The following is a 15813-nucleotide window of genomic DNA, read 5'->3' on the forward strand; positions in this document are numbered from 1 at the left end:
AGCGAGCCTGCTCGCGATGACTGAAGTCGCCTCAACGAAGATTCTAGGAAAAAAACCATGCTCCAACTGATCCTCGGCGGCGCTCGCTCCGGCAAGAGTCGCCTGGCCGAAAAACTCGCCACCGACAGCGCGCTGGCCGTGACCTACATCGCCACCAGCCAACCGCTGGACGGGGAAATGAGCGATCGCGTGGCCCATCACCGCGCCCGTCGTCCCGTCGAATGGGCGTTGATCGAAGAACCGCTGGAACTGGCGCGGGTGCTGCGTGAGAACGCGAGCGCCGAGCGTTGCCTGCTGGTGGATTGCCTGACCTTGTGGCTGACCAATCTGCTGATGCAGGACGATGTCGAGCGTTTAGGCGCCGAGCGTGAGTCCTTGCTGGACTGCCTGGCATCGTTGCCGGGGGAAATCATTTTTGTCAGCAACGAGACCGGGATGGGCGTCGTGCCGCTGGGCGAATTGACTCGCCGTTATGTCGATGAAGCCGGTTGGCTGCATCAAGCCCTGGCCGAGCGCTGTGACCGCGTCATCCTCACCGTCGCCGGCCTGCCCCTGACTTTGAAAGGAACTGCGTTATGACCCGCGCCTGGTGGCTGAACCCGTGCAAACCTGTCGATGCGCAAGCACTCGAGCAGGCGCAAGCGCGACAGCAGCAACTGACCAAACCGGCCGGTTCCCTCGGTCAACTGGAGTCGGTGGCGATACAACTGGCGGGTCTGCAGGGGCAGGTCAAGCCGAGTCTGAATCAACTGTGGATCGCGATTTTTGCCGGTGATCATGGCGTGGTCGCCGAAGGGGTTTCGGCGTTCCCTCAGGAAGTCACCGGGCAGATGCTGCACAACTTTGTCAGTGGTGGCGCGGCGATCAGCGTATTGGCGCGGCAGTTGGGCGCTTCCCTCGAAGTGGTCGATCTCGGCACGATTACGCCATCACTCAGTCTGCCGGGTGTGCGGCACCTGAACATCGGTCCTGGCACGGCGAACTTCGTACAGGGTCCGGCGATGACCGTGGCTCAGGGCGAACTCGCTTTGCAGGCCGGTCGCGACAGTGCGCAACGGGCCAAAGCGGTAGGCACACAACTGTTTATCGGCGGTGAAATGGGCATCGGCAACACCACCGCCGCCAGCGCGTTGGCGTGTGCATTGCTCGATTGCCCAGTGGCGCATTTGACCGGGCCGGGAACCGGACTGAACGCCGCCGGTGTCAGCTACAAGGCGCTGGTCATCGAGCGCGCCTTGGCGATACACGGGGCGCAGCGGGGCGATGCGTTGCAGACGCTGTTCAATCTGGGCGGTTTTGAGATTGCCGCGCTGGTGGGCGCTTATCTGGCTTGTGCCCAGGAAGGAATCGCGGTGCTGGTGGACGGCTTCATTTGCAGCGTCGCGGCGCTGGTCGCGGTGCGCTTGAACCCGCAGTGTCGCCCATGGCTGTTGTTCGGTCATCGCGGCGCCGAGCCGGGTCATCGGCATGTACTGGAAACCCTGCACGCTGAACCGCTGCTCGACCTTGGCCTGCGTCTGGGCGAGGGCAGTGGGGCCGCGCTGGCAGTTCCGTTGTTGCGTCTGGCATGCGACCTCCACGGGCAGATGGCGACCTTCGCCGAAGCGGCTGTGGCGGATCGTCCGGTATGACCCTGCGCCTGGATCTGTTGCGTCACGGTGAAACCGAACTGGGCGGTGGCCTGCGCGGCAGCCTCGACGATGCGCTGACCGACAAGGGCTGGGCGCAGATGCGTGCGGCAGTGGTCGAGCAACGACCCTGGGATCGCCTGGTCAGTTCGCCGTTGCAGCGTTGTGCGCGATTCGCGCAAGAACTCGGTGCGCAACTGTCTGTGCCCGTGAGCCTGGACAAAGACCTGCAAGAGCTGCATTTCGGTGACTGGGAAGGGCAAAGCGCTGCGGTGTTGATGGAAACCGATGCAGGGGGTCTGGGCCGGTTCTGGGCCGATCCTTATGCGTTTACGCCGCCTCAAGGTGAGCCGGTCGCGGATTTTTCCAGGCGAGTGCTGACGGCGGTGGCGCGGCTACAGGTTTCATACGCTGGCGAGCGCGTGTTGCTGATCAGTCATGGCGGCGTCATGCGTTTGTTGCTGGCCCAGGCGCGTGGCTTGCCGCGTGAGCAACTGCTCAACGTTGAGGTCGGGCATGGTGCGTTGTTCTCGCTGACGGTGACGTCCGGTGGCGTGTTAAGGGAAGTCGTCTGACCATGTTGCCATTCTGGATCGCCCTGCAATTCCTCAGCAGCCTGCCGATTCGCTTGCCGGGCATGCCTGTGCCTCAGGCGTTGGGACGGTCATTGCTGTTTTACCCGCTGGTGGGGTTGTTGTTCGGTGCGATTCTTTGGGCGCTGAACGGGTTGCTGCTCGGAACGCCGCTGTTGCTGCATGCGGCGCTGTTGCTCACCGTTTGGGTCTTGCTCAGTGGTGCACTGCATCTGGATGGTCTGGCAGATAGCGCCGATGCCTGGCTCGGTGGTTTCGGCGACCGCGAGCGCACCTTGACCATCATGAAAGACCCCCGCAGCGGGCCGATTGCGGTCGTCACGTTGGTGTTGGTGTTGCTGCTCAAGTTCGCGGCGCTGCTGGCATTGATCGAACAGCAACAGGCGCTGGCGTTGCTGATTGTTCCATTGATCGGTCGCAGTGCGTTGCTGGGCATATTTCTGACGACGCCTTACGTGCGGCCTGGTGGTCTGGGGCAAGCGTTGGCTGATCATCTTCCGCGCTCTGCGGGCAAGCGGGTTTTGGCACTCAGCGCGGTGGTCTGCGTGTTGATCGCCGGGTTGAACGGCGTGGTGGCGGTGGTGCTGGCGACGTTGGGTTTTGTCTGGTTGCGTCAGGTGATGCTGCGGCGCCTGGGCGGGACGACCGGTGACACAGCGGGCGCAATGCTGGAGTTGCTGGAAGTTGCAGTGCTGGCAGGCTTGGCGCTGGTCTGATTGCGATCAACTGTAGGAGCGAGCTTGCTCGCGATGGCGATCGACCAAGCTCCACCCCAGTCACAGAAAAGAATCCATGTAACTTGATTTAACCGACTCGCGGGTATATACACGCACTATGCTCGACTCCCAATGTTTATGCACCAACCTGCGTCGTGCCGCCCGTGGCGTCAGCAGGCACTACGACGGCGCTCTCGACGGCTTCGGGATCAACGTTGCGCAGTATTCTTTGCTGTGCAATCTGCAACGCCTGAATCAGCCGAGTATCTCCGTGCTGGCCGAAGCGATGGGCCTCGATCGCAGCACCCTGGGACGCAATTTGCGCGTGCTGGAGGGCGAAGGCCTGGTGACGCTGGTCGAGGGTGAGGACATGCGCAATCGCATCGTTCTGCTCACCGACACAGGCGCCGAGCGCCTGAAAGCGGCCTTGCCGGCCTGGGAGGCGGCGCAACAGCGGTTGATTGATCGCCTGGGTGCCGAGAAACGGGAAATCTTGCTGAAACTGCTGGATGAACTGGCGTGATGCCGGTTTTTCCGACCTCAAGCGGGTATATACCCGCTACCGGAGAATAAGATGACATCGATGTGGCGTACGTGCGGTTGGGTTTTGTTGGGGAGTGCGCTGATCCTTGCGTTGTCTCTGGGCGTTCGTCACGGTTTCGGGCTGTTTTTGGCGCCGATGAGCGCCGAGTTCGGCTGGGGGCGTGAGGTCTTTGCCTTTGCCATCGCCTTGCAAAACCTGATTTGGGGCCTGGCCCAACCCTTTACCGGTGCGTTGGCCGACCGTTTTGGTGCAGCGAAAGTGGTGCTGATCGGTGGCGTCCTGTACGCGGCAGGGCTGATGTGCATGGGGCTTTCCGACTCGCCGATGACCTTATCCCTGAGCGCGGGCCTGTTGATCGGGATGGGTCTGTCCGGTACATCGTTCTCGGTGATTCTGGGCGTGGTCGGCCGCGCGGTACCGCCAGAGAAACGCAGCATGGGCATGGGCATCGCCAGTGCTGCGGGCTCGTTCGGCCAGTTCGCCATGTTGCCCGGCACCTTGGGTTTGATCGGCTGGCTGGGTTGGTCGGCAGCCTTGCTGGCGCTGGGTCTGTTGATCGCGCTGATCGTACCGTTGGTGACGATGCTCAAGGACAAGCCTTTGCCAGTGCTCGGGCACGAACAAACCCTGGGCGAGGCGTTGTGTGAGGCCTGTTCACATTCCGGTTTCTGGTTGCTGGCGTTCGGCTTCTTCGTGTGCGGATTTCAGGTGGTGTTTATCGGCGTGCATTTGCCGGCCTATCTGGTGGATCAGCACCTTCCGGCGACAGTCGGCACCACGGTGTTGGCGTTGATCGGCCTGTTCAACATTTTCGGAACCTACACCGCCGGCTGGCTCGGCGGACGTATGTCCAAACCCCGTTTGCTCACGGGGTTGTATCTGTTGCGGGCGGTGGTCATCGCACTGTTTCTTTGGGCACCGGTGACGACCACCAGCGCCTATCTGTTCGGCATGGCCATGGGGTTCTTGTGGTTGTCGACGGTGCCGTTGACTAACGGTACGGTCGCCACCTTGTTTGGCGTGCGAAACCTGTCCATGCTCGGTGGGATTGTTTTCCTGTTTCACCAGCTCGGCTCGTTCCTCGGCGGCTGGTTGGGCGGGGTGGTGTACGACCGCATGGGGAGCTATGACTTGATCTGGCAGGTGGCGATTCTTCTGAGTCTGTTGGCCGCCGCCTTGAACTGGCCGGTGCGTGAGCGGCCGGTAGAGCGTCTTCAAACCCGAATGAGTGCGACATGAACAGCCTTTGGCCACGCATCACGATTATTGCTGTTTGCGCGTTGCTGCTCGCCGCCGTGTGGTGGGGCTGGCAGCAGGGTGGGTTGGCCTTGATGCAGTTGGGCATGGGGACTTGCTAGCCGGTTGTGAGGGCGAGTAACTTCCACCGCTGACGACTTCTCAAGGATATCCCGATATGCCGATACGCTGGCTGGCAGTTCCCGCGTTACTGGTCGCATTTACCGGGTGGGCTCAAGCGGCAAGTTGCCCTGAGCTTTTGCAAGGCTCGCTACCCAAGCTTCGGGCCAAGGAAACGATCGACTTGTGCGAACGCTTCGCCGGCAAGCCGCTGGTGGTGGTCAATACCGCGAGCTTCTGTGGCTTTGCCCCGCAATTCAAAAGCCTTGAGGCGCTGAGCCAGCGTTTCAAGGATCAAGGCCTGGAAGTGATCGGCGTGCCGTCCAATGACTTCAAGCAGGAGGCCGGCGACGGCGCCGAAACCGCCAAGGTCTGCTACGTGAACTACGGCGTGACCTTCACCATGACCGAGCCGCAAAAGGTTCGTGGCGACGAGGCGACACATCTGTTCAAGGTGCTTGCCGAACAGAGCAGCGCGCCGAAGTGGAATTTCTACAAATACGTGGTCGATCGCCAGGGCAAGGTCGTCGCCAGCTTTTCCAGCCTGACCAAGCCTGATGATCCGGAGTTCATCGCTGCGGTGGAGAAAGCCCTGGCGTCGAAACCCTGATAAGCGCCCGCTAAAAAGCCCCGCCTCTGTGCAAGAGAGCGGGGCTTTTTTTGAATCCGGCGGCGAGCCGTTCAGGCTCGCCGGGAATTATCAGAAGCGGTAGGTCGCACCGACACCGAAACCGTTGGCCGAGTTTTCATACTTGGCGTTGTAGGTTTGGCGGTCGTTGTCGTTGTTGACCTTGACGTCTTCTTCAACCAGGTACGAGTACGCCACGTCGATGGTCAGGTCGTCGGTCGGGCTCCAGCCAGCGCCCAGGCTGAAAATCTTGCGGTCGCCAGTCGGGATGCGTGGGGAGCGGTTTTCGTTGTTGGTCGGTGACTGGTCAACGGAGAAACCGGTACGCAGGACCCATTGCTTGTCAATCTGGTAGGAAGCACCGATGGCATGAGCCCAGGTGTCGTGCCAGTTCTGCTCTTCGGTGATGGTACCGAACGCAGGTTGCAAGCCAGCTGGTACGCCACTGTTCTCGACGCTGATTTCTTTCAGGCGGCTCCAGCGAGTCCAGGTGCTGCCGGCGTAGAGGGTCCACTGGTCGTCAAGCTGATGGGTAACCGAGAAGTCAACCGACTCAGGCGTGGTCACGTCCAGCGAAGCATCGTACTTCTGGTTCGGGTTCTGGCGCAGGTTGGTCAGGAAGCCGTAGTTGACCTTGGTGTCACCTTCGAGCGTGTACTTCACTTTCGAGTGATAGGTCAGGCCGACGCGGGTGCTGTCGGTGGCTTGAACCAGGATGCCGATGTTGTAGCCCAGCGCGGTGTCGTCACCCTTGATCTTGACGTTACCGTCCGCAAAGCGTGGGTGCAGCGAGATATCCGATTCCAGGGTGCCTTCGATGCGGTTGATGGTCGGACCGAAACCGATCGATACCTTGTCGTTGAAGGCGTAGCTGACGGTCGGCTGGATGGTGACGACTTTGACTTCGCTGTTGGTGCCGAAGTAACGGCCGGCAAAGCCGTTCTCGTAATCGGTCACCAGGCCGAACGGAGCGTAAATGCCTACGCCGACGGCCCACTGGTCATCGATTGGCTTGACGTAGTAGCCCATAGGGACAGCGATGAATGGAACCATGTCGCCATCGTTGCTGCCGCTTTTCGGAGAGGAGCTGGCGTCGCTGATATCGGTATGCGCGTCGAGCATTGCAACACCGCCGGTGACTTGTTCGCGCTTGAGGCGAGACATGCCGGCAGGGTTACCAAAAATAGTGGATGCATCATCGGCAACGGAAGATCGCCCGGCAAAACCTGTACCCATCCCGCTGATGCTTTGTTCGTTGATGGCAAAGCCACTCGCAAAGATCTGGGTGGATGCCATGGCAGCGGCGAGGCTAAGGGTGGTTTTGAGCATTACTTTTTTCATTATTAGAACTCCTGGTGATCACCGGGGCGAAAATTACCAACATTTTCGTCCCAGCGCCATAGGCTGTAATGCTTGATTTAGAGCGGTTTTGTAGGACAATCCGACCAAATGGCGGCGCGTTGCGCGAATTTTGGATACAGGATTTTTCAGCAGGCAACCTGATTCATGGGTGAAACACAAGTTTGCCAGGCGCAGGTGAAATCACGCAGACGACCTTGGGGTTGAAATGTCTGGCGCCAGATTCTGGCCATACCCAACAAATCGTCAGCGGCGGGGAGGGGAGTGTTCTGTTCTTCTACCAGCAGCCAAGCGATGGCAGTGGCGTAACGCAGGTTGACGGTCAATTCGAGGTGCGGACCACTGAGAAAGGCGTGTTGGCTGGCCAGTCCGCGGACCAGGCTTGCACGCTCCGGGTCCAGTGCCAGGTAATGGTCCCAAAGGGCCTGGTGGCGAGGTTCGGCGATACGGTACAGGCCGTGTCCGCGGCGGTCATGAAGGGCGGATCCCAGGGCGGACTGGCTGGCGGCGATGCCCAGCAGCAGGGATTCGGCAGTAGCGCTATGACGTCCCAGATAAATCAGGGTGGGACGAATGACATAACGGCACAGTTCGCTGGCAGCGATACCCATAAAACCCTCGAAACCTCAATATGGACGGCGATGCCTGAAGGGCTTTGGCAGCAGTGAATCGACTCAGGCTCGCCGCAAGCGGGTCAAGCCGCTTGAGTTGAAGTGTAGTGTCATATTCGCGCTGTAAAGGCCTGTTTTTAAAATATTTCTGGCTGCGAGTTATAACCGTTATACCGGTTTGTGCTTAGCCTGAACCTTAAAAAAGGGAAACATCGGGCAATAAAAAGCCCCGCTTTTTGAGCGGGGCCTTTGGGTTTCCAGCCTTTCTGGCGTATCAGGCAACCAGTGCCTGACGGGTACGCTCGATCACGGCCTGCAGCGGTTCGGCGCTGGAGTATTGATCGGGGTACAGACGCTCGCTGTGACGGGCGATGCCGTGTTCGTTAACCAGCGTGAAGCTGAAGCAGCCTTTGCGAGCGGCCATGATCAGGCAGTTCATTGGTGCAAAAGCGTTGGTTAGGGTGCGAATGGCATCCTGAGTATGGATTTGAGTAGACATTATTGGGTGTTCCTGCAAATGACACGGATAAGAACCGTGCAACGTTAAAACGTTCCAGTAACGTCGATCACCATTGATCGAACGAAGAACCCGACTGGAACAAAGCAGCCAGTTTGAAGCGCTGAATTATTTGCGCGCTTGGGCCGGCAGGTAGGTACTTAGGAGGGCAGGCAACACATCAAGGGCAAAGGTTCTGGGCCCGGGGTGAAGATCCTGATCAATTTGCAGGTTGGTTCAGTCAGAGTAAGTGAGCCTGGCAACACCCTTTGCTTTCGATTCAAAGGCTGTGTTGACGCAAGTTTTACCTGGAAACCATCGAGGTGGTCGATCCCGCTTGTTCGGTGGAAGCTTCCTTCGGGAAGGCTGACCGGGGGGATTTGTTCGACCAGAATTGACTTTCAGCTTGGTACTAACGCCGCGGATACTAACGGATTGAAGTAGCGAAGGGAAGGGTGATAGCAAAAGAAGTTACAGACGGTTTTCTGGCAGGCCGATCCTGCCAGGGCATACCCCCGTGATATCGCTCTGAATCGCTAGACAATCCGACCACTGGTCATCGAAGTTGTAACGCAAAAAATTGCATGATTCGACCGTTTGTCGAGTGTTATCCCCAGACATCGTGCCCAGTGCGCCGAAAAAGTGCATGGATATAACCATCACAAAGGGACTTGTGCACATTAGTTGCAGAGTCTGTCACCGCTCTGTCATCTCACGTTCAAGCCTGATGGCTGCCTGCTAGCAAAATTTAAGTCAATGAAAAACATCGCTTTTTTTTACTGGTGAAAAAATCGTCAGTTTGACTGCGAGCCCCATTCCACAGGGCTTTGCGGGGGTTCGCGGGCGGTTGTCCACTGAGTTATCCACAGCTTCTGTGGATTGTCCCGAGCGCTTGCTCTAGGACGGGCCTGCCGGGTTATTTTCAGCTTTACCTGTCAGAAAAAGAGAGTAAAGTTGCGCGCCTTCCGATCTGCCCCACAGTGCTTTATGAAGTTTCGCTCAGCCTCTGATTCCACATCCTCGACACCTCCTTCTGTTTCTCCTACCAAACGCTTTTCAATGCGTGTGGCCGAGTGGCTTTTGGATAGCCCGCGGCTGGGTGAAAACCCTAACGTCAAACACATCGCCGGCCGATTGCTCAAGCAACCGGCCCGTGAAGGCGTGGTGTCCGCACAAAGTCGTCTCGGTCAGTTGATGTGCCGTGAATGCGGGAACGCACGGGATCGCCGGATCGGCCAGGACCTTTTGCGTCAGGCGGCTCGGGCAGGGGATCGTCGTGCGCAACAGGAGTTGGGGCTGATCGAAGACTGAGCTGTCCAAGACCTGGCGCCTTGGTTAACCTTCAAGCTTTATCGGGATGGCGGGAGTGGTTATGGCGATGGACTTGACCAGCGTATTGCTTGGTCTGGCGGGTGCAGCGCTGCCGTTGTTGGTACTGGCCTGGCAGCTTCAACGTCGAGCGGGTACTGCGCAGGCAGACGTCGCGCTGCTGCAAGAGCGATTGGCCATGTCGCAACTGGCCCAGGACGGACTGAATGCGCAGCTTGATTCGTGCCGCGATGAAATCGGTGATCTGACTCAAGCCAACGCTGCCAAGCAGGCAGACCTGGCCGCCCTGCGCCGGGAAGTCGAGTTGTTGCAGATCGAACGTGATGACGCTCGCGACGCCGCCCATGCCTGGAACCTCGAACGCGCCGGCAAAGAAGCCGAGTTGCGCCGTCTGGATGCCCAGGCAGCCTCGCTGAACGCCGAACTGCGTGAACAACAGGACAGCCATCAACAACGCCTCAACGACCTGCAAGGCTCGCGAGACGAGCTGCGCGCACAGTTCGCCGAGCTGGCGGGGAAAATCTTCGATGAGCGCGAGCAGCGTTTTGCCGAAACCAGTCAGCAACGCCTTGGGCAATTGCTGGATCCCCTGAAAGAACGCATCCAGTCATTCGAAAAACGCGTCGAAGAAAGCTACCAGGCCGAGGCCCGCGAACGTTTCTCCCTGGCCAAGGAACTGGAACGTTTGCAGCAGTTGAACCTGCGCCTGAGCGACGAAGCGACGAACCTGACACGTGCCTTGAAAGGGCAGAAGACCCAAGGCAACTGGGGTGAATTGATTCTGGAGCGGGTGCTTGAGCACGCGGGGTTGGAAAAGGGCCGCGAATACCAGACCCAGGTCAATCTCAAAGGCCCGGATGGCGAGCGATTCCAGCCCGACGTGATCATCTATCTGCCGGGCGACAGGCAGGTGGTGGTCGACTCCAAAGTCAGTCTCACCGCCTACCAGCAATATGTAGCAGCCGAAGACGAGGCCATCGGCCAGATTGCGATCAAGCAGCATGTGCTGTCGTTGCGTAATCACGTCAAAGGCTTGGCCGGCAAGGATTACAAACGTCTCGACGGCTTGCACAGCCTGGATTTCGTTTTGCTGTTCGTGCCGATTGAAGCGGCGTTTTCCGCTGCATTGCAGGCTGAGCCAACACTGTTTCAGGAAGCGTTTGACCGCAACATCGTGATTGTCAGCCCGACCACTTTGCTGGCGACCCTGCGGGTGATCGACAGTTTGTGGAAGCAGGAGCGCCAAAGCCAGAATGCTCGGGAGATCGCTGAGCGCGCCGGGTGGCTGTACGACAAGTTCGTGCTGTTCATTCAGGATCTGGACGAAGTCGGCAATCGCCTGCAGCAACTGGACAAGGCCTACAGCTCGGCACGCAACAAGCTGACAGAAGGCCGCGGCAATCTGGTCAGTCGTAGCGAACAGCTCAAGTTGCTGGGGGCACGCGCCAGTAAGAGCCTGCCAGCGGATTTGCTGGAACGGGCGATGACGGATGTGGACGGCTTGGTCGAGTTGCCGGAATGAAATCAAAAGATCGCAGCCTGCGGCAGCTCCTACAGTGCCGATCTATGTAGGAGCTGCCGAAGGCTGCGATCGTTACAACGGCAAATGCCGACTCAACAATGCCCTCAACGCCGCAGGCTTCACCGGTTTTGGCAGGTAATCCAGCCCCGCCGCATGCACCTGAGCCACTGTCTCCGGCCGACCATCGGCGCTGATCACCACGCCCGGCACCGGCTCGCCCAGTCGGGTGCGTAACCAGGCCATCAGTTCTGTCCCGGTGTCGCCGTGATCGAGGTGATAATCCACCAGCGCCAAATGCGGGCGCACGCCCTTATCAAGCAACTTCAGACACTCATCACGGTTGCGAGCGGTCCAGACCTGACAGCCCCAGCGCGTGAGCAAACTGTTCATGCCGATCAGGATGCTGTCTTCGTTATCGATGCACAACACTTGCGCCCCGTTGAGTAACTTTCCGTTGAGTTCCAGGGGCTTTGCCGGCATGACAACCTGTGATCGAGCCAAAGGCACGCTCACGCTGAACACACTGCCGCGTCCCGGCCACGAGCGCACGCGCAAGGTATGACCGAGGACGCGGCACAGGCCGTCGGCAATCGCCAGGCCTAGCCCCAGTCCTTTTTCGGCACGGGTCTGGTGGCTGTCGAGGCGTTTGAACTCTTCGAAAATCACCCGCTGCTTATCTTCCGGAATGCCCGGGCCGCGGTCCCAGACTTCCAGGCACAGTTCGCCCTTATGTCGGCGCACACCCAGTAACACCGGGCCTTTGGCATAGCGGAAAGCGTTGGTCAGGAAGTTCTGCAGAATCCGTCGCAGCAGCTTGATGTCGCTGTCGACGCGCAGTGCACTGCCACGAACACGGAATGTCAGCCCTTGCTCCTGCGCCAGTGCCTTGAACTCTGCACCGAGGGTGTCAAACAGTTCGTTGAGGGCAAAAGGCTTGCGGTCCGGATTGATCTTGCCGTTTTCCAGGCGGGAAATGTCCAGCAGGTCGCTGATCAAGTCTTCGGCCGAACGCAGTGAACTGTCGAGATGCGCCACCAGTTTCTGTGTTTCGCGCGACAGGTCATCACCCTGATGAGAGAGGGCGGCAGAGAACAGCCGCGCCGCGTTCAACGGTTGCATCAAGTCATGGCTGACCGCTGCCAGAAAACGGGTTTTAGACTGGTTCGCCGCCTCGGCGGTGCCCTTGGCTTCGGTCAGGGCGACGTTGAGTTGCGACAGTTCATGGGTGCGTGCGGTGACTCGCTGCTCGAGGCTTTCGTTGGCTTCGGTCAGGGCTTGCTCAGCCTCGCGGAACGGGGTGATGTCGGTGAAACTCATGACGAAGCCGCCGCCAGGCATCGGGTTGCCGATCAGTTCGATCACCCGTCCGTTGGGGAACAGCCGCTCGGAAGTATGCGCACGCCCCTGGCGCATCCAGTGCAGGCGGCGGGCGACGTGCACCTCGGCTTCACCGGGGCCGCACAGTCCGCGATCGGCGTTGTAGCGGATGATGTCGGCAATTGGCCGGCCGACGCTGATCAAACCGTCGGGGTAGTTGAACAATTCCAGGTAACGACGGTTCCAGGCCACCAGCTTCAGCGACTGGTCGACCACGCTGATGCCTTGGGTGATGTTCTCGATGGCCCCTTGCAACAGGGCGCGATTGAATTGCAGCACCTCCGAGGCTTCGTCGGCGATTCGTACGACGTCCTCCAGTTGCATTTCCCGACCTTCGATGGCGGCTTTTACTACAGCGCGTGTCGAAGATGCCCCAAGCACACCGGCCAGCAATCGTTCGGTGTGGGCGATCCATTCACCGTCGGCGTTCTGGTTTGGATTGAAGCCTTTGCCCTGGCGATAGGCGAAGCGGATGAAGCTCTGGCGAGCGCGTTCTTCGCCGACAAAACGTGCGGCCAGTTGCAGCAGGTCATCGATTTGCACCGACAGCAGCGAACGGGCGCTGGGGCGGGCGCTGATCTCCTGGCCGATGAAGCGGCCGGCCTGCCAGTGCTCGGAAACCCGGGTGCGGGACAACACCGAGACCCAGGCGAACAGCGTGAAGTTGCCGGCCAGGGACAGCACCACGCCTTGGGTCAGCGGGGTGATCGGCAGGTTCATCGGGTTTGAGTGCAGCCATGCGAGGCCGGGGAAACTGCTCAACGACAGGCCGAGGCCGTGGGCGGCAATTGGCAGGACCAAGGTGTAGAACCACAGGAAGGTGCCGGCAGCAAGGCCGGCAAACACACCGCGGCGGTTGGCCTGTTTCCAGTACAGGGCGCCGAGCATGGCGGGGGCCAATTGGGTTACGGCGGCGAAGGCGATCTGGCCGATGGTCGCCAGGCTCGCGGTGGAGCCCAACAAGCGATAGCTGACGTAGGCCAGCAGCAGAATGACCACGATGCTGACGCGGCGTACCGAGAGCATCCACTGACGGAACACTTCGAAGGGACGTTCGGCATTGTTGCGTCGCAGCAACCACGGCAACAGCATGTCGTTGGAGACCATGGTCGACAGCGCCACGCTGGCCACAATCACCATGCCGGTAGCCGCCGAAGCACCACCGATAAACGCCAGCAGGGCCAGCGCCGGATGTGCCTGAGCCAGTGGCAGACTGATCACGAACGAGTCTGGCAACACCGAACTGGGCAGCATCATCTGGCCGGCGAGGGCGATAGGCACGACAAACAATGCCGCCAGGGCGAGGTAGGCCGGGAATACCCATTTGGCCAAGCGCAAATCCTGCGGCTCGATGTTCTCCACGACCGTGACGTGGAACTGCCGTGGCAAACAGATGATCGCCATCATCGCGACGCCGGTCTGTACCACCATCGACGGCCAGTTGATGGTTTCCTTCCAGTATTCTTCAAGGCGCGGCGCGAGCATGGCCTGGTCGAACAGGTCTTCGAAACCATCGTACAGACCGTAAGTCACGAACGCCCCGACGGCGAGAAAGGCGAACAGCTTGACCAATGATTCGAAGGCAATCGCCAGCACCATGCCGCGGTGGTGCTCCGTGGCGTCGAGGTTGCGGGTACCAAACACGATGGTAAACAGCGCCAATACCAGCGACACGATCAGCGCAGTGTCCTGGGCGCGGGTCCCCATGGCATCGGCCCCGGCGCCGATCAACAGGTTTACGCCGAGCACGATGCCCTTGAGCTGCAGGGCGATGTAAGGCAGCACGCCGACCAGGCAGATCAGCGCTACCACGACCGCCAATGACTGGGATTTGCCGTAGCGTGCGGCGATGAAGTCGGCGATGGAGGTGATGTTCTCCTGCTTGCTGATCATCACCATTTTTTGCAGGACCCACGGCGCCCCGAGCAACAACAGGATCGGCCCGAGGTAGATCGGCAGGAATGACCAGAGTTGTTCGGCAGCCTGACCCACGGCGCCAAAAAAGGTCCAGCTGGTGCAATAGACTGCCAGCGACAGACTGTATACCCACGCCCGCACGCGCGGCGGCAACGGCGCGCTGCGACGGTCGCCGTAGAAGGCGATGGCGAACATGATGGCCATATAGGCCAGGGCGACGGCGGCAATCAGCCCGGTGGACAGCGACATGGAAACTCCCGGCAAAAGACTTCCGGGCCTCCCGCCCGGACAGACAGTCTCGCACGGCCGCCCCGGTTAGTCAGTGTCGACCAAGGTCGTGGCGTGGCGGGGTGTCACAGGTTGTTTGTGCTGGACGCATAAGATCAATGTTATATCTGTGAAATAGATAAGTTATAGAGATATTACCCGTTATATAGATATTCTTTTTGGATCTAGCATGGGCTCTACCTCACATGAGGACAGGAGTTCGCCATGACATGCGCCAATAGCATCAAGCCCGGCATCAAGCCTTTCACCCACTTGCAGCACCCGCGCGAAGTGATTCGCCAATTCACCCCGAACTGGTTCGCCGTCACCATGGGCACCGGCGTGCTGGCGTTGGCGCTGGCGCAACTACCGGTTGCAATACCCGGTCTGCATGCCATCGCCGAAGCGCTTTGGCTGTTCAATATCGTGTTGTTTCTGCTGTTCACAGCGATCTACGCTGCGCGTTGGGTCATGTTTTTTGACGAGGCGCGGCGAATTTTCGGCCATTCCACGGTTTCGATGTTTTTCGGCACCATCCCGATGGGCCTGGCAACCATCATCAACGGTTTCCTGGTGTTCGGCGTTCCTCGCTGGGGTGACGGCGTGATTCACCTCGCAGAAATGTTGTGGTGGCTGGACGTGGCGATGTCACTGGCCTGCGGCGTGTTGATCCCTTACATGATGTTCACCCGTCAGGAGCACAGCATCGATCAGATGACCGCGGTCTGGTTGCTTCCTGTGGTCGCGGCCGAAGTGGCGGCGGCCAGCGGTGGCTTGTTGGCACCGCACCTGGCCGACGCCCATTCGCAACTGGTGGTGTTGGTGACCAGCTACGTGCTGTGGGCATTTTCCCTGCCGGTGGCGTTCAGCATCCTGACGATACTGTTGCTGCGCATGGCGTTGCATAAACTGCCCCATGAAAACATGGCCGCGTCGAGTTGGTTGGCGCTCGGTCCAATCGGCACGGGTGCCTTGGGCATGTTGCTGCTGGGCGGGGACGCGCCGCTGATTTTCGCGGCCAATGGCTTGCCGGGTGTCGGTGAAGTCGCTGCCGGGTTGGGGTTGGTGGCCGGCATTACGCTGTGGGGCTTCGGTTTGTGGTGGATGCTGATGGCGGTGCTGATCACCGTGCGTTATCTGCGCGACGGGATTCCTTTCAATCTTGGCTGGTGGGGCTTCACCTTTCCGCTGGGTGTGTATTCGCTGGCGACGCTGAAACTGGCCAGTACCTTGAATCTGACGTTTTTCAGTGTCGCGGGGTGTGTGCTGGTGGCGTTGTTGGCGCTGATGTGGCTGATCGTTGGCAAGCGCACGGTGCTGGGCGCGTGGCGCGGTGAGTTGTTTGTCTCGCCATGCATTGCAGGATTAAAGAAATAAACGGTAAAGATTAGGTAATGTGTGGCCTGGATCGACGATTGCTATTCCAATAAAAGAATCCAGGCCACTCTTACCCACATCAGGGACACATGG

Annotated in this window: 15 protein-coding genes; 11 read left to right on the forward strand and 4 right to left on the reverse strand. The window is 59.5% G+C overall.

Translation table 11 applies throughout. The features are described 5' to 3' along the window. Positions 1 to 57 precede the first annotated feature (57 nt). The 8 genes from cobU (at position 58) to CKW15_RS20210 (ending at position 5447) form a co-directional block, all read left to right on the forward strand. Entirely contained in the window at positions 58 to 579 is a 522-nt protein-coding gene (gene cobU / locus CKW15_RS20180) for a bifunctional adenosylcobinamide kinase/adenosylcobinamide-phosphate guanylyltransferase (RefSeq protein ID WP_095060863.1), read from the forward strand. Then, positions 576 to 1631, forward strand: coding sequence for a nicotinate-nucleotide--dimethylbenzimidazole phosphoribosyltransferase (gene cobT / locus CKW15_RS20185; protein WP_095152621.1), 1056 nt, complete (start codon positions 576 to 578; stop codon positions 1629 to 1631). The genes cobU and cobT overlap by 4 nt, the downstream gene beginning before the upstream one ends. Continuing rightward, a complete protein-coding gene (gene cobC, locus CKW15_RS20190) occupies positions 1628 to 2203 on the forward strand; it encodes an alpha-ribazole phosphatase family protein (RefSeq protein ID WP_095152622.1) in 576 nt (191 codons plus the stop codon). The genes cobT and cobC overlap by 4 nt, the downstream gene beginning before the upstream one ends. A gap of 2 nt (positions 2204 to 2205) precedes the next feature. Then, positions 2206 to 2937 (forward strand): adenosylcobinamide-GDP ribazoletransferase, encoded by a 732-nt coding sequence (locus CKW15_RS20195; RefSeq protein WP_095060869.1) that lies wholly within the window; start codon positions 2206 to 2208, stop codon positions 2935 to 2937. Positions 2938 to 3055: 118 nt separating this feature from the next. Then, complete coding sequence (locus CKW15_RS20200; RefSeq protein WP_095060871.1) at positions 3056 to 3460, forward strand: MarR family winged helix-turn-helix transcriptional regulator; 405 nt, start codon at positions 3056 to 3058, stop codon at positions 3458 to 3460. 51 nt (positions 3461 to 3511) lie between these two features. Next, positions 3512 to 4720, forward strand: coding sequence for an MFS transporter (locus CKW15_RS20205; RefSeq protein ID WP_095060873.1), 1209 nt, complete (start codon positions 3512 to 3514; stop codon positions 4718 to 4720). Further along, positions 4717 to 4839, forward strand: a complete 123-nt coding sequence (locus tag CKW15_RS28855; protein ID WP_256580384.1) for a hypothetical protein — start codon at positions 4717 to 4719, stop codon at positions 4837 to 4839. The genes CKW15_RS20205 and CKW15_RS28855 overlap by 4 nt, the downstream gene beginning before the upstream one ends. Before the next feature lie 56 nt (positions 4840 to 4895). Beyond that, positions 4896 to 5447, forward strand: a complete 552-nt coding sequence (locus CKW15_RS20210; protein ID WP_095060875.1) for a glutathione peroxidase — start codon at positions 4896 to 4898, stop codon at positions 5445 to 5447. A 90-nt stretch (positions 5448 to 5537) separates the two neighbouring features. Here CKW15_RS20210 and CKW15_RS20215 read toward each other — a convergent pair whose 3' ends face one another. The 3 genes from CKW15_RS20215 to CKW15_RS20225 all read right to left on the reverse strand — a co-directional run bounded on the left by CKW15_RS20215 (position 5538) and on the right by CKW15_RS20225 (position 7934). Next, the gene (locus tag CKW15_RS20215; protein WP_095060877.1) at positions 5538 to 6806 is read right to left on the reverse strand and encodes an OmpP1/FadL family transporter; all 1269 of its coding nucleotides are present in this window, start codon (positions 6804 to 6806) and stop codon (positions 5538 to 5540) included. 146 nt (positions 6807 to 6952) lie between these two features. Continuing rightward, entirely contained in the window at positions 6953 to 7435 is a 483-nt protein-coding gene (locus CKW15_RS20220; protein ID WP_095060879.1) for a hypothetical protein, read from the reverse strand. Positions 7436 to 7709: 274 nt separating this feature from the next. Beyond that, positions 7710 to 7934 (reverse strand): hypothetical protein, encoded by a 225-nt coding sequence (locus CKW15_RS20225; RefSeq protein WP_007898912.1) that lies wholly within the window; start codon positions 7932 to 7934, stop codon positions 7710 to 7712. 984 nt (positions 7935 to 8918) lie between these two features. Between CKW15_RS20225 and CKW15_RS20235 the strand changes: the two genes are divergently transcribed. Together CKW15_RS20235 and rmuC are read left to right on the forward strand one after the other, a co-directional pair. Then, positions 8919 to 9242 carry a hypothetical protein gene (locus tag CKW15_RS20235; protein ID WP_095061730.1) on the forward strand — a complete coding sequence of 108 codons (324 nt, stop codon included), beginning with the start codon at positions 8919 to 8921 and terminating at the stop codon, positions 9240 to 9242. A gap of 175 nt (positions 9243 to 9417) precedes the next feature. Next, complete coding sequence (gene rmuC / locus CKW15_RS20240) at positions 9418 to 10782, forward strand: DNA recombination protein RmuC (protein ID WP_177450592.1); 1365 nt, start codon at positions 9418 to 9420, stop codon at positions 10780 to 10782. A gap of 72 nt (positions 10783 to 10854) precedes the next feature. Here the strand turns inward: rmuC and CKW15_RS20245 are convergent, their stop codons facing one another. Further along, the gene (locus CKW15_RS20245; protein WP_095061726.1) at positions 10855 to 14325 is read right to left on the reverse strand and encodes a PAS domain-containing hybrid sensor histidine kinase/response regulator; all 3471 of its coding nucleotides are present in this window, start codon (positions 14323 to 14325) and stop codon (positions 10855 to 10857) included. 243 nt (positions 14326 to 14568) lie between these two features. Here CKW15_RS20245 and CKW15_RS20250 point away from each other — a divergent pair, with 243 nt between their 5' ends. Then, the gene (locus CKW15_RS20250; protein WP_095061724.1) at positions 14569 to 15720 is read left to right on the forward strand and encodes a TDT family transporter; all 1152 of its coding nucleotides are present in this window, start codon (positions 14569 to 14571) and stop codon (positions 15718 to 15720) included. Positions 15721 to 15813 lie beyond the last annotated feature (93 nt).

Source organism: Pseudomonas sp. Irchel s3b5, assembly GCF_900187435.1.
Lineage (GTDB): Bacteria > Pseudomonadota > Gammaproteobacteria > Pseudomonadales > Pseudomonadaceae > Aquipseudomonas.